The organism is Pseudomonas sp. B21-019, assembly GCF_024749225.1.
Taxonomy (GTDB): Bacteria; Pseudomonadota; Gammaproteobacteria; order Pseudomonadales; family Pseudomonadaceae; genus Aquipseudomonas.
Genome location: NZ_CP087193.1, coordinates 6043387 through 6057083 on the forward strand (window position 1 = coordinate 6043387; position 13697 = coordinate 6057083).

The window sequence follows — 13697 nt, forward strand, 5'->3', positions numbered from 1 at the left end:
TGTTGCTTGAGGGCTGGCTTAAATGCTCCAGCGAGCACTCAACAAACGTTCGTTCAACAGGTTCGGATCGAGCGGCTTGGGCCGGCGAGCCATGGCGCTGTAGAACAGCTCCAGCGATTCGTTCAACCGTTGCGCAAGCTCGGGGGCCAACTGCGCCTGGGCACTGCCTTCGCCGTAAGCAATCTGACTGTCTACGGCGAAAATCCCGTGGAGCATTTCCTGCGCCTTCAGCGCCGACAACACCGGCTTGAGCGCGTAATCCACCGCCAGCATGTGGGCGATGCTGCCGCCGGTCGCCATTGGCAGAACCACTTTGTGGGCCAGGGCGCGCTCGGGCAGCAAATCAAGTACGGTCTTCAACGCGCCGGAGAACGACGCTTTGTAAACCGGTGTGGCGATGAGCAGGCCGTCGGCGTTATCAATCTGTTGCAACAGATCGATCACCTTCGGGCTGTCGAAGCGGGCATGCAGTAAATCTTCAGCCGGGAAGTCCCGTACCTGGTAACTCACCACTTCCACACCTTGCTCTTGCAACCAGCGTTTGGAGCGCTCCAGCAACACCCCGGAACGGGAGCGTGGGCTGGGGCTGCCACCGAGTGAGACGACCAGCATTCAGACAATTCCTTGAGCGGTGTTGGCGATTCGCAGCTTGCGATCTCGCGTCGATGGAATGACCTTAACAGGTGATTTATATATCTATAAATCATATTTATTCATTTGGTTATATCTTAAGTGAATATGCTGTTTGTCTTTTTCCGGACAAAAAAACAGGCCGTCGAAACGGCCTGAAAATCCCCTGCTTTGGTAGACATGATCGCTCCCACGCTCTGCGTGGGAACGATCTTTTGACGTTAACGATTCGGCTGCGGCGTCAGGCGCAGGTACGGTTTCACCGCGCGGTAACCCTTGGGAAAACGTCGCTGGATTTCATCTTCGTCCTTGAGCGACGGCACGATCACCACCTCATCACCGTCCTGCCAATTGGCCGGGGTGGCCACCTTGTAGTTGTCGGTGAGCTGCAGCGAATCGATTACCCGCAGAATCTCATTGAAGTTACGGCCGGTACTCGCCGGGTAAGTGATGGTCAGCCGAATCTTCTTGTTCGGATCGATCACGAACAACGAGCGCACGGTCAAGGTGTCGTTGGCATTCGGGTGGATCAGGTCGTAAAGGTCGGACACTTTACGGTCCGCATCGGCGAGAATCGGGAAGTTGACGATGGCGTTCTGGGTTTCGTTGATGTCCTCGATCCACTTGTGATGCGAGTCCACCGGGTCCACGGACAGAGCAATGGCTTTGACGCCGCGCTGGGCAAATTCATCCTTGAGCCTGGCGGTGAAGCCCAGCTCGGTGGTGCACACCGGCGTAAAGTCCGCCGGATGGGAAAACAGCACGCCCCAGCTATCGCCCAGCCATTCGTGGAAACGGAGGGTGCCGGCGCTGGAATCCTGTTCGAAATCGGGGGCGATATCGCCAAGTCTGAGACTCATGGTGCTGCTCCTGGTGAGTGCTTGTTGAGCTCAACTGTGCCTGCGTTCCTATTTAATTAAAAAGAATAAATATCAATTTATTTAGATCATAAAGAAATATTAAAGATCTGTTCACTGGACCTGATCCGCCATCGGGACGAACATCGATCCCAAGGTTCGAGAAGGCCTTGAGTTGTTGCAAAAAGGGAACTTCAAGGAGGGTTTACGGGGGTGAGCCCGCCTTGAAAACGCAAAAGCCCCGCCCGGCGTGATGCCGGGCGGGGCTTTTTTTCGTCGGTTACGCGAGCGCTATTACAACAGCGGGATCGAGTAACTGACGATCAGACGGTTTTCGTCCTGGTCGCGCTGACCCGGAACGTCGTTGCGCCACATGGCGTTTTTCCAGGTGAGGCCCAGGTTTTTCAGCGGACCTGATTGTACTACGTACGCCAGGGTCAGGTCGCGTTCCCACTCGGAACGGCCAGAACCGTTCTCGCGACCATTGGTGCCCACGGTGTCAATGTTGTCGCCACGCAGGTAAACGATGCCGGCAGTAGCACCTGGCAGGCCAACCTTGGCGAAGTCATACGAGTAGCGAGCTTGCCAGGTACGTTCGCCGGCACGGGCGAACTTGGCGATCTGGCTGTCGGTGGTCAGGTAAGCCGACGAGCCGTCACCCTGGTTCAGCCAAGGGAAGTCGCTGCTGCCATTGCTGACCTGATAACCGCCGCCGAAGGTGTGACCGGCAACGGAGTACAGGAACAGGCCGCTGTACAGGTTGTTGTCGACTTTACCGCGACCGGAACGGAAGCCCTCGTAGTTACCGGTGCTGAAATAAGCCGAGTCGTGACCGTTGGCACCGTCATCGGAGCTGTTGAAGTAACGCAAGTCAGACTTCAACACACCAGGACCGATCGACCAGTTGTGAACCAGGCCCAGGAAGTGTTGCTTGTAGAAGTCTTCCAGGTTGCCGTAGTAGTACTGGGCAGTCAGGTCTTTGGTGATTTTGTAGTCACCGCCACCGTAGATGAACTTGTTGCTGTCACGGAAGCCAGCACCGCGCGTGTTCGCACCAGCGATCGACAACTCTTCGTTGTTGCTGGAGTTACGCCCCTTGGCGTGCTCGATCTGACCGCCAACCAGTGTCAGGTCTTTGATCTCGTTCGAGGTGATCTGACCGCCCTGGAAGGTTTGCGGCAGCAGACGACCGTCGTTGGTCACGATCACCGGCAGTTTTGGCTGCAGGGTACCCAACTTCAATTCGGTCTGGGAAATCTTGGCTTTGGCAGTCAGGCCCAGGCTGGAGAAGTTATCAACCGCTTTGCCGTTGGACTCACTTGGGAAAACAGTGCCGCCGTAAGAGGTAGGAGTTGCGCCGTTGGTGCCGCCACCCGAATCCAGACGGACGCCCAGCAGGCCGATGGCATCAATACCAAAGCCAACGGTGCCTTGGGTGTAGCCCGAGGTGAAACGCAGATCGAAGCCTTGGCCCCACTCTTCGTTTTTGCTCTGAACATTGGAAGCAGTTCTAGCTGCCGAATCACGGTTATCAGTGTTGATGTAGAAGTTGCGCAGCCCCAATGTAGCCTTGCTGTCTTCGATGAAACCGGCGGCGCCTGCCTGCTGCGCCAAAACCCCTACGGCCACAGCCAGGGCCAAGGTGGACTTGTTCATTGTTTCGCTCCTCTCATTTCTAATTCTGGGTTCCTGGTCCTGGTCGAGTGCCCGGATCCAAAGATGCGCAATGAGCGCCGGGTGGTCAGCCCCCCTTGTTTTTTACCGACATGACAAACCAAAAGACTTATTGCGGTATTTTTTAATGCCATCTAGGCATATATATCCATGCCGGGACACAAGGTATCGGCTCATGAACCAATTCCTTGATCTTCAAAATCGGGGGATGCTGAATCCGATACTCGTGTTGCTGCCAATGAGTACCTGATGAATTCATTTTATAGACTCGGGCAAAAAACAAAAAAGAATAAATAATCAACTGAAGCTATTTTTTTGGAATATAAAAAAACACAAAAAAAAAGCCTCGCCAACAGGCGAGGCTCTTTTTTGAGGGTTATTACAGGAAGCTGTAGGTGTAGTTGAAGATCAGACGGGTCTGGTCTTGGTCAGCGGTGCTGGTATTACCGCTGTAAGTACCGTGACGCAGAGTCGTACCAAACCCTTTGAGTGCACCCGTTTGAATCACGTAGTCGATACGCGCGTCGGTCTCGTGCTCATTCAGGTCTTTACCCACGCCGTTGGTTGCCTTGATGTCTCGGCCATCCAGGTAAGCAATCGAAGCTTTCAAACCTGGCACGCCCAGTGAGGCGAAGTCATAGGAGTACTGACCGTACGTGGTGTTTTCACCGGCACGGATGAAGCTGCCCACGGTGGCATCGGTGAACGAGTAGAAGCTGGCGCCACCGGCACCTTCTTGACGACCTTTGCTATCGATCAGGCTGCCCTGGTTCAAGAAGACAAAGCCGCCGTCATCGCTGACACGCTGATGACCAAGCAGGAACGCGCTGCCACCCAGGGTGTAGGTGAACGTCGCGCTCCAGGTCTTGTTATCGACCTCGCCTATATTCTTGGCGTAGCCATTGTTGTTGTTGAAGCGGTAGCCGACGTCGCCGTTCTTGCCATCGGAGCTGCTGTCGAAATAACGAATATCAGTCTTGAACGACTGGTTCGGGGCGATCGGGTAGACGTGCACCAGACCGAGGAAGTGCTGCTTGTAGTAGTCTTCCAGGTTCGCGTAGTAGTACTGCAGCGTGAGGTCTTTGGTGACTTTCCAGTCAGCACCGGCGTAACGGAACTGGTTGCTGTCCTGAGCACCGCCAGCCACTGCCAGGCCAGTTCTGTTGGAGGAGGCGCGACCCGACGCGTGCTCCAGTTGACCCAAGTTGAAGGTCACATTGTCAATTTCCTTCGAGGTGATGGTGCCACCGTCAAAGGTCTGCGGCAGCACACGGCTGTCGTTCGCGATCAGGATCGGCAAGTTAGGTGCCAGAGCGCCACCCAAGTGGGCCTCGGTCTTCGAGAAGCGCGCCTTGACGTTACCATCCAGACGACTCCACTCGTCGGCGGACCTGTCGCCGTCGCTCGGGAAGAAGGAGTTGCTGTTACCGAGCGGGTGATGTCCCCTGCCGCCATCCAGGTGGATGCCGACCAGTGCCTGGGCGTCGATACCGAAACCAACGGTACCCTGGGTGAACCCGGACAGGTAATCGAACTTGAGACCTTCAGCGGTTTCTCGCTGACGGTTTGCAGCTCTATTGTCGCCTTCACGGACATCGGCGTCGTAATACATGGTCCGGGAACTGACGGAAGCCTTGCTGTCTTCCAGGAAACCCGCTGCGCCTGCCTGCTGCGCCAAAACCCCCACGGCCACAGCCAGGGCTAAGGTGGACTTATTCATGTTTCGCTCCTCTCGTTTTCTAATTTTTGTGTTCTTTGGTCTTGGGTCGAAAGCCCTGGATCCACAGATGCGCGATTAGCGCCAGACCGTGACTACCAAGTCAATCGTAACCATGTATGTCTACGACCAAGGTCTAACGTCGAATATTGAGTCCCTGCCGGCGGCTCATCGAACCGGATATAACGGCATTGGCCCAAAAGCTAATTCCTAAAGGGTATTTACCAGCCTTTTTTTATTCCCATTGGCTTTGGCACATCCCGTACGCGTCAATCCCTATCGAAAAGGCGACGCCATCATGGCTAAACGCGCACTATCTAGTCAATTTGTTACAGTTTGTGTATCGCTAATATTTTCTCTTTCCACTCAGGCGACGACGCTCACGGTCGATTATCAACCCGGCCCCCCACCGAAGGCCTTCGAGCCGACGGCGATTCGAGAAACCATAGGCCATAAAGTCGATTGGCGTCGTTTCAATAACGATCCGGAAATGGTCAGCCCCGCGCAGCAGACCACCGCGCGGCGCGATGACGGCACGGCCACAGCGATTGGCGAGAGGACGAAATTCTTGCTGGAACAAGGGAAGGTAGAGACAGTGCTGCCGGACTATGCGCCGTATGTCAGCGCCAAATACGTCACCGAGTAGCACGCAGACCTGTGGCAAGGGAGCAAGCTCCCTCGCCACAAAAGCCAATATAGACAGCCACTCAGTCAGAGGGCTTTTTCGAAGATCTTCGAATTACGCTGATAGTTGTAAAGCGATGCCCGCGCCGATGGCAGGCGATCGACGCTGCTCGGCACGAAACCCCGCTCGCGGAACCAGTGGGCGGTCCGGGTAGTCAGCACGAACAGGGTTTTCAGGCCCTGAGCCCGGGCGCGGGTTTCGATGCGCTCCAGCAATTCATCACCGCGACCACCATGGCGGTACTCCGGGTTCACCGCCAGACACGCCAGCTCCCCCGCATCCGAATCGGCAATCTGATACAGCGCCGCGCAGGCGATGATCATGCCTTCACGCTCGACCACGCTGAACTGCTCGATTTCGCGCTCCAATACCTCGCGGGACCGGCGAACCAGAATGCCCTGTTCTTCCAGCGGGCTGATCAAGTCCAGCAAACCGCCGACGTCCTCGATGGCCGCCTCGCGCACAACTTCGAATTGTTCCTGGGCCACCAGCGTACCGCCACCGTCACGGGTGAACAGTTCGGTCAGCAGCGCGCCGTCTTCGGCGTAGCTGACGATATGGCTGCGCGCCACCCCGCCCCGGCACGCTTCAGCGGCCGCATCCAGCAGTTCGGCCTGATAGTTGCTGCCCAGGCGTTGCAGGTGCGCCGGCACTTGTTGCGGACGCAACTCGCGAACCAGGCGACCATTTTCATCCAGCAGTCCGAGATCGGCGCCAAACAGCAGCAACTTGTCTGCGCCCAGGTCGATGGCCGCGCGGGTCGCGACGTCTTCGCAGGCGAGGTTGAAGATTTCGCCGGTCGGCGAGTAACCCAACGGCGACAACAGCACGATGGAGCGTTCGTCCAACAGGCGATTGATGCCCTTGCGGTCGACCCGGCGCACTTCGCCGGTGTGGTGATAATCGACACCTTCGAGCACGCCGATCGGCCGCGCAGTGACCAGATTGCCGCTGGCCACCCGCAGGCGCGAGCCCTGCATCGGCGACGAGGCCATGTCCATGGACAACCGCGCTTCGATGGCGATGCGCAGTTGACCGACCGCATCAATCACACACTCCAGCGTCGCTGCATCGGTGATGCGCATGCCGTGGTGGTAGTGCGGGGTCAGGCCGCGAGCAGCGAGGCGGGTTTCAATTTGCGGACGCGAACCGTGAACCAGCACCAGTCGCACACCCAGGCTGTGCAGCAGCACCAGGTCGTGGACGATATTGCCGAAGTTCGGGTGCTCCACACCGTCGCCGGGCAGCATGACGACGAAAGTGCAATCGCGGTGGGCGTTGATGTAAGGCGAAGCGTGACGAAGCCAATTGACGTATTCGGGCATGAACCTGGGCCTGTAATAAATAGCAGCCGAAAAAAGAGTAACGCAGTAAACGCACAGCAGGCTGATGGTTATCGTCGGAACAGGCTTGGCGACACGCGCGCTCTCCTCATAAGTACGGGTAGTGACACTGGCAATTTATACGAGCGACGCCGGCGTCAGGCAGTAATGTTCGATCAGTTGACGTAATAGATGCACGGTAGGCTGCAAACGTGACATTTCGAGGTATTCCCCCGGTTGGTGGGCGCAAGCGATGTCGCCGGGGCCCAAGACCAGTGTTTCACAGCCAAGGCGCTGAAGATAAGGCGCTTCTGTGCCGAACGCCACTGCTTCGGCGCGATGGCCGGTGAGCTTTTCAGCGACCCTCACCAATTCCGAGTCCTCGGCCTGCTCGAATGGCGGCACTTCGGGGAACAATGGCGCGTAATCGATCTTCACCTGGTGCCGTGCGGCAATAGGGTTGAGCTTCTGCAAAATCGCCGCGCGCAGGGCACTGGGGTCCATGCCCGGCAGCGGACGCAGGTCAAACTCCAGTGAGCACTGACCGCAGATACGGTTGGGGTTATCGCCACCGTGAATGCAGCCGAAATTCATCGTCGGCTGCGGCACACTGAACTGCGGATTACGAAACTCCCGCTGCCACGCCAGACGCAAGCCGCGCAGTTCGCCGATGGCATCGTGCATGGCTTCAAGGGCGCTATGGCCCAGGCTCGGGTCCGAGGAGTGACCGCTCTGACCGAGGATGTCGATGCGCTCCATCATCACGCCTTTGTGCAGACGGATCGGCTTCAACCCCGTCGGCTCGCCAATCACCGCCGCGCGACCTAGTGGCCGCCCGGCTTCGGCCAAGGCACGCGCACCGGACATCGAGCTTTCTTCATCGCAGGTCGCAAGAATCAGCAAGGGTTGCTTGAATGGCTGGTCGAGCAAGGGTTTGACGGCTTCGATGGCCAGGGCAAAAAAGCCCTTCATGTCGCAACTGCCCAGGCCCACCCAACGGCCGTCCACTTCCGTCAGTTTCAGCGGATCGGTCTGCCACAGCGCCGCGTCGTACGGCACCGTATCGCTGTGACCGGCCAGCACCAGGCCGCCGGGACCGGAACCGAAACTGGCCAGCAGGTTGAACTTGCCGGGGCTGACCTGCTGGATGTCGCAGGCAAAACCCAGCTCCCCGAGCCATGTCGCCAACAAGTCGATGACCGGCCGATTGGTTTGATCCAGGCTGGGTTGGGTACAGCTGACAGACGGCGCGGCGATCAGCGCAGCGAACTGATCTCTCATGGACGGCAAAGGCATCGCTGACTCCCAACTCCCGAATTGAAGTCCATCATAGAGCCATCCGGCGACAGGAATAAACCGCCGCGGCGCGTAGGATGCATCAGTCCTGTACACTGCACGACCTTGGCAGCCACACATTCCCCCGGCTGCGCTCCCGATCCTGGATTTTCCGGCCATGCAGAAAGAAACCGAAATCAAACTCCGCGTCAGCCGCGAAACCCTCGCCGCCCTGCGCGAGCACCCGTTATTGAAAAAACGCAACAAAAGTGGCTGGGAACGCCGTGAGTTGATGAACCAGTACTTCGACACGCCCGAGCGCGACCTGGCCCGCGCCAAGGTTGCCCTGCGCCTGCGCCGCGATGGCGAAGAAGTGATTCAGACCCTCAAGACCCGTGGCCAGAGCGTCGCCGGTCTGTCCGAACGTCACGAGTACGACTGGCACCTGCCCAAAGCCAAACTCGACGTGAAGAAGCTCGACGGCGAATGCTGGCCCGAGCAGTTGGCGGAGCTGGACAAGAAAACCCTGAAAGCCATCTTCACCACCGATTTCGTGCGTGAACGCGCGGAAATCGCCTGGGGCCGTGGCAAGACCAAAGTGGTCATCGAAGCCGCGCTGGACCTGGGCCACGTGGTGGTCGGCAAGCAGAAAGAAGAAATCTGCGAGCTGGAACTGGAACTGCGCGAAGGCGAGCCGGCCGCACTGCTGGAACTGGCCGCCGAACTGGCCGCGACCCTGCCGCTGATGCCATGCGACATCAGCAAGGCCGAACGCGGTTATCGCCTGTTCGACGCCAACAGCTACTCGCTGAGCTTGCCGGCGCCGCAGATCACCGCCGAAATGCCACTGGACGATGCGTTCGCCGCCCTGTGCTGGCATTTGCTGGGCAGCAGCCAGCGCCTGGCCGAGCAATATCGCTTTAATGGCCACTGGCGCTTGCTGCAGGACTGGGTCGAAAACCTCGCTGAAATGCGCGCGCTGATCAGTAGCCTCGGTCAAGCCGCGCCGCGTCAGTCGACTCACGATCTGCGGGTCGCGCTGGATGCCTTGCTGGAGGACTGGCGCCCGCTGGTACAAGCCGGCCTGGACGACGAAGACGTGCGCAAAGCCGCGCCGGAGCAGTTCCTCGAAGAGCTGGAAGACCCGCGCTGGGGCCTGTTCTCGCTGAACACTTCGCGCTGGTTGCTGGCCCGTACCTGGGCTGCCGATCGCAACACCCGTGGCAATCGCCAGGGCGCCGCGCAACTGGGCAGCTGGCTGCCACGCCTTCTGGGCGAAGAAGCCAACTCGCTGCAACTGCAGCGTTACCAGCAACAGCCGGAAGACCTGGCCGAGCAACTGCCGCGCATCGAGCGTATCCAGGCCTGGCTGCACCACGCCCGTAGCGTGCTGGACATCCCGGAAATGGATCGCCTGTACGGTGAGCTGAAACAGCTTGCCCTGCTAGCTAACGAGCCGATCACCGATGAGTCGCTGGATGCGCGTAAGCAGCAGGCGATCGCGGTGTATCAGAATCGTGCGTGGAAGACCCTGCTGCGTCTGTAACACCCTGTGGCGAGGGGGCTTGCCCCCGTTCGGCTGCGAAGCAGTCGCAAAGCTTTTGGGGCCGCTTCGCGACCCAACGGGGGCAAGCCCCCTCGCCACAAAAAACCTCTACCGCAACAATCAACGCAACACCGGCAAACTCGTCGTGGATTTGATTTCCGACAAAGCCACGATCGAGTTGACCTCCTGTATCCCCGGCACCATCGACAGTTTCTCGAAGAAGAAACGCTCATAAGCCTCGATGTCTGCTGTGACGATCCGCAACAAGAAATCCACCGATCCCATCAGCACATAACATTCCAGCACTTCGGGGAAACCGCGAATCGCTTCGGTGAACTCAGTGAAGTTCGAGCGCCCGTGGGCGTTGAGTTTGATCTCGGCGAAGATTTGCGTGTTGAGGCCGATTTTCTTGCGATCAAGCAACGTCACCTGACCGCGAATGATCCCCTCCTCCTTCATCCGCTGAATCCGCCGCCAGCAGGGCGACTGCGAAAGGCCCACCTGCTCGGCGATCTGCGCGCTGGAGAGCGAAGCGTCCTCTTGCAGCAACGCGAGAATCTTGCGGTCGTAGCCATCCAGCTCGCTATGCATAGAAAAACCTGAAATTAATATGATCTTGAATTGATCGATTCGATAAATCGTCAATAAACCCAATCATAGATAAGAAATACCCCACACAGAATGTAAAAATTCCTCCAATGATTTTGGAGCCTGACCATGCCGCCCCTCGAAGCCGTGAACACCCCGCCCGCCCGCGCCGATGTCTGGAACGTCAGCAACGCCCACTGCCGCGTTCAATACCAACTGCTGGCCGAGGCCGAGCCGGATCTGCTGTGCCGCGCGCTCAACCTGTTCGCCTTGCAGTTTCTGACGCCACAGCAGGTCAACGTACAGCGCCTGGACGATCTGCTGTCGATCGACATCGTCATGGACGGCCTGAGCTGGCACCGTGCCCAGGTGATCGCGGAAAAACTGCGTAACCTGATCAGCGTCTGTTCGGTGAATCTGCAAGCGGCTGATTCGGCGTGGCAAGAGCCGGCGCAGGCAGCGGGCTGACCCCCTCCCCTGAAAAAACCCGACACGTGTTGGTCCGGTAGTGGCCCAACGGTCTGCGGGAGCGCAGCTATCCTTTGCGAACGGTTGTTCATAAGGAGCCCGCATGTCCGTTCAACTTGCCACTCAGGACCGCTGGCTGGACCTTAACGATTTGCTGCGTGAACTGGTCGCCCAAGGCTTTGTCAGCCAGGACTCGGCCGAACACGCACTCAACGCCCGCCGCCGTCATGCCACCAATGGTCAGCAACATCCGCTGGAGTTCATCGCCAGCCAACACCTGGACGACCTCAGCCGTCCCGGTAAACACCTCGATCTGGAAAGCCTGACGCTGTGGCTGTCCCAGCAGGCCGGCCAGCCTTACTTGCGCATCGACCCACTGAAAATCAACGTCGCCGCCATTACGCCGCTGATGTCCTATGCCTTCGCCCAACGCCACAAGATTCTGGCGGTGGCCATCGACCGCGATGCCGTCACCGTGGCCAGCGCCCAGCCCTTCGTCAGCGGCTGGGAAGTTGACCTGACCCACGTATTGAAACTGCCGATCAAGCGCGTGGTAGCCAACCCGGTGGATATCCAGCGCTTCAGCGTGGAGTTTTTCCGCTTGGCCAAATCGGTCACCGGCGCGACCAACGCCGATCAGCAGACAAGCAACCTGGGCAACTTCGAACAATTGCTCAACCTCGGCGCCAGCGACCAGGAGCCGGACGCCAACGATGCGCACATCGTCAACATCGTCGATTGGCTGTTCCAGTACGCGTTCCAGCAGCGGGCCAGCGATATCCACATCGAGCCCCGGCGCGAGCAAGGCACGGTGCGCTTTCGCATCGACGGCGTGCTGCACAACGTCTATCAATTCCCGCCGCAAGTGACCATGGCCATCGTCAGCCGCCTGAAAAGCCTGGGGCGGATGAACGTCGCGGAAAAGCGCAAACCCCAGGACGGCCGGGTCAAGACCAAGACCCCGGACGGCGGCGAAGTCGAACTGCGGTTGTCGACATTACCGACAGCGTTCGGCGAGAAAATGGTCATGCGGATCTTCGACCCGGAAGTGCTGCTCAAGGATTTCGACCAACTGGGCTTCTCCGCCGAGGACCTGCGCCGCTGGCAAGACATGATCCGCCAGCCCAACGGCATCATTCTGGTGACCGGGCCAACCGGTTCGGGCAAGACCACCACGCTGTACACCACCCTCAAGAAACTGGCGACGCCGGAGGTCAATCTCTGCACCATCGAAGACCCGATCGAAATGGTCGAGCCGGCGTTCAATCAGATGCAGGTCCAACACAACATCGACCTGACCTTTGCCGCCGGCGTACGCGCGCTGATGCGGCAAGACCCGGACATCATCATGATCGGCGAGATCCGCGACCTCGAAACCGCCGAGATGGCAATTCAGGCGGCACTCACCGGTCACCTGGTGCTGTCGACGTTGCACACCAACGATGCCCCGAGCGCCATCAGCCGCCTGCTGGAACTCGGCGTGCCGCATTACCTGATCAAGGCCACGGTGCTCGGGGTCATGGCCCAGCGTCTGGTGCGTACGTTATGCCCTCACTGCAAGGCCCCCTTAACGTTGGGCGAAGACGACTGGCAAACCCTGACCCGGCCTTGGCAAGCGCCACTGCCGACCAATGCCCAGCGCGCCATCGGTTGCCTGGAATGCCGCGAAACCGGCTATCGCGGTCGCGCCGGGGTTTACGAAATCATGCAGCTGACGGATGGCATCAAAGCGCTGATCAACCCCGACACCGACTTGCTGGCGGTCCGGCGTCAGGCGTTCAAGGAAGGCATGCGCAGTTTGCGGTTGTCGGGGGCGCAGAAAGTGGCGGCGGGGTTGACCACGATTGAAGAGGTGTTGCGGGTGACACCGCAGAGTGAGCAGAAATAGGCCATGACCTCCAATGCCGCACACTTCTTTTTGTAGGATTGCGCTCGGATACTTCCCCAAAGTCGCATACGGGCCTTTTGCCCTACACTCTGGTCATCGCAACTCAATCCAGACTGGACAGGGACCGTTATGAGCATTGCACTGATTCTCTTCGTCGCGCTGGTCGTGGCCATTCTTTTCATGGGCTTCAAAGTGGTGCCCCAAGGGTTTGAATGGACGGTCGAACGCTTCGGCCGTTACACCAACACCCTCAAGCCAGGACTGAGCATCATCATCCCGGTGATGGACCGCATCGGCCGCAAGATCAATGTGATGGAAAGCGTACTGGACATTCCGCCCCAGGAAGTCATCACCGCCGACAACGCCACCGTGCAGATCGACGCCGTATGCTTCTTCCAGGTGGTCAATACCGCCCAGGCCGCCTACGAGGTGAACAACCTCGAACATGCCGTGCGCAATCTGCTGCAAACCAATATCCGCACCGTGCTCGGGTCCATGGAGCTGGACGCGATGCTCAGCCAGCGCGACAACATCAACGAAAAACTGCTGCGCACCGTCGATGAAGCCACGGCGCCGTGGGGCATCAAGATCACCCGGATCGAGATCAAGGACATCAGCCCTCCCGCAGACCTGATGGCCGCCATGTCCGGCCAGATGAAAGCCGAGCGGATCAAACGCGCACAGATTCTGGAAGCCGAAGGTTTGCGCGCCTCGGCGATCCTCACCGCCGAAGGCAAGAAGCAGGCGCAGATTCTCGAAGCCGAGGGCAGTCGTCAGGCAGCGTTCCTCGAAGCCGAGGCCCGGGAGCGTCAGGCCCAGGCCGAAGCCCAGGCCACCAAAGTGGTGTCCGAAGCCATCGCCGGCGGTAACGTGCAGGCGGTCAACTACTTCGTCGCACAGAAGTACATTGATGCCTTGGGCAAGCTGGCCTCGGCCAACAACAGCAAAGTGATCCTGATGCCGCTCGAAGCCGGTTCGATGATCGGTGCAGTCGGTGGCATCGGCGAAATCGTCAAGGCCACCTTCGACGGCAAGAAAGGCTGAGGT

General features: G+C 58.7%; 11 protein-coding genes and 1 pseudogene. 5 read left to right on the forward strand and 7 right to left on the reverse strand.

Annotated elements, in window-relative coordinates; translation table 11 throughout:
• Positions 1-18: 18 nt before the first annotated feature.
• The 4 genes from ssuE to LOY36_RS27255 all read right to left on the reverse strand — a co-directional run bounded on the left by ssuE (position 19) and on the right by LOY36_RS27255 (position 4881).
• Positions 19-612 (reverse strand): NADPH-dependent FMN reductase, encoded by a 594-nt coding sequence (ssuE, locus tag LOY36_RS27240; RefSeq protein ID WP_018928624.1) that lies wholly within the window; start codon positions 610-612, stop codon positions 19-21.
• A gap of 239 nt (positions 613-851) precedes the next feature.
• The gene (locus LOY36_RS27245; protein WP_018928623.1) at positions 852-1490 is read right to left on the reverse strand and encodes a peroxiredoxin; all 639 of its coding nucleotides are present in this window, start codon (positions 1488-1490) and stop codon (positions 852-854) included.
• A gap of 291 nt (positions 1491-1781) precedes the next feature.
• A complete protein-coding gene (locus tag LOY36_RS27250) occupies positions 1782-3143 on the reverse strand; it encodes an OprD family porin (RefSeq protein ID WP_258671550.1) in 1362 nt (453 codons plus the stop codon).
• A 397-nt stretch (positions 3144-3540) separates the two neighbouring features.
• The gene (locus LOY36_RS27255; RefSeq protein WP_258671552.1) at positions 3541-4881 is read right to left on the reverse strand and encodes an OprD family porin; all 1341 of its coding nucleotides are present in this window, start codon (positions 4879-4881) and stop codon (positions 3541-3543) included.
• 499 nt (positions 4882-5380) lie between these two features.
• Between LOY36_RS27255 and tauA the strand changes: the two are divergent.
• A pseudogene (gene tauA, locus LOY36_RS29195) lies at positions 5381-5524 on the forward strand (taurine ABC transporter substrate-binding protein); the annotation flags it as partial.
• 65 nt (positions 5525-5589) lie between these two features.
• Here the strand turns inward: tauA and argA are convergent.
• Both argA and argE read right to left on the reverse strand, forming a co-directional pair.
• A complete protein-coding gene (gene argA, locus LOY36_RS27265; RefSeq protein WP_105340730.1) occupies positions 5590-6888 on the reverse strand; it encodes an amino-acid N-acetyltransferase in 1299 nt (432 codons plus the stop codon).
• Between the two features lie 135 nt (positions 6889-7023).
• On the reverse strand, positions 7024-8181 hold the full coding sequence (argE, locus tag LOY36_RS27270; protein ID WP_258671557.1) for an acetylornithine deacetylase: 1158 nt from the start codon (positions 8179-8181) through the stop codon (positions 7024-7026).
• A 157-nt stretch (positions 8182-8338) separates the two neighbouring features.
• On the opposite strand from argE, the gene LOY36_RS27275 reads away from it, so the two are divergent.
• Complete coding sequence (locus LOY36_RS27275) at positions 8339-9706, forward strand: inorganic triphosphatase (RefSeq protein ID WP_138866473.1); 1368 nt, start codon at positions 8339-8341, stop codon at positions 9704-9706.
• Positions 9707-9826: 120 nt separating this feature from the next.
• Here the strand turns inward: LOY36_RS27275 and LOY36_RS27280 are convergent, their stop codons facing one another.
• Positions 9827-10297: an Lrp/AsnC family transcriptional regulator gene (locus LOY36_RS27280; RefSeq protein ID WP_018927598.1), complete on the reverse strand. Its 471-nt coding sequence runs from the start codon at positions 10295-10297 to the stop codon at positions 9827-9829.
• 126 nt (positions 10298-10423) lie between these two features.
• Between LOY36_RS27280 and LOY36_RS27285 the strand changes: the two genes are divergently transcribed.
• From LOY36_RS27285 to LOY36_RS27295, 3 genes are all read left to right on the forward strand, one after another.
• Entirely contained in the window at positions 10424-10762 is a 339-nt protein-coding gene (locus tag LOY36_RS27285) for a hypothetical protein (protein WP_019650166.1), read from the forward strand.
• Positions 10763-10865: 103 nt separating this feature from the next.
• A complete protein-coding gene (locus LOY36_RS27290) occupies positions 10866-12650 on the forward strand; it encodes a GspE/PulE family protein (protein WP_019650165.1) in 1785 nt (594 codons plus the stop codon).
• A gap of 129 nt (positions 12651-12779) precedes the next feature.
• Positions 12780-13694, forward strand: a complete 915-nt coding sequence (locus LOY36_RS27295) for an SPFH domain-containing protein (protein ID WP_007940374.1) — start codon at positions 12780-12782, stop codon at positions 13692-13694.
• Positions 13695-13697: the final 3 nt, after the last annotated feature.

What these genes read in the sequence shown, in the direction of transcription:
- LOY36_RS27290 (WP_019650165.1), top strand. Translation starts at nt 10,866, where the DNA reads ATGTCCGTTCAACTTGCCACTCAGGACCGCTGGCTGGACCTTAACGAT.
- LOY36_RS27295 (WP_007940374.1), top strand. Translation starts at nt 12,780, where the DNA reads ATGAGCATTGCACTGATTCTCTTCGTCGCGCTGGTCGTGGCCATTCTT.
- LOY36_RS27255 (WP_258671552.1), bottom strand. Translation starts at nt 4,881, where the DNA reads ATGAATAAGTCCACCTTAGCCCTGGCTGTGGCCGTGGGGGTTTTGGCG.
- LOY36_RS27285 (WP_019650166.1), top strand. Translation starts at nt 10,424, where the DNA reads ATGCCGCCCCTCGAAGCCGTGAACACCCCGCCCGCCCGCGCCGATGTC.
- argE (WP_258671557.1), bottom strand. Translation starts at nt 8,181, where the DNA reads ATGCCTTTGCCGTCCATGAGAGATCAGTTCGCTGCGCTGATCGCCGCG.
- argA (WP_105340730.1), bottom strand. Translation starts at nt 6,888, where the DNA reads ATGCCCGAATACGTCAATTGGCTTCGTCACGCTTCGCCTTACATCAAC.
- LOY36_RS27275 (WP_138866473.1), top strand. Translation starts at nt 8,339, where the DNA reads ATGCAGAAAGAAACCGAAATCAAACTCCGCGTCAGCCGCGAAACCCTC.
- ssuE (WP_018928624.1), bottom strand. Translation starts at nt 612, where the DNA reads ATGCTGGTCGTCTCACTCGGTGGCAGCCCCAGCCCACGCTCCCGTTCC.
- LOY36_RS27280 (WP_018927598.1), bottom strand. Translation starts at nt 10,297, where the DNA reads ATGCATAGCGAGCTGGATGGCTACGACCGCAAGATTCTCGCGTTGCTG.
- LOY36_RS27245 (WP_018928623.1), bottom strand. Translation starts at nt 1,490, where the DNA reads ATGAGTCTCAGACTTGGCGATATCGCCCCCGATTTCGAACAGGATTCC.
- LOY36_RS27250 (WP_258671550.1), bottom strand. Translation starts at nt 3,143, where the DNA reads ATGAACAAGTCCACCTTGGCCCTGGCTGTGGCCGTAGGGGTTTTGGCG.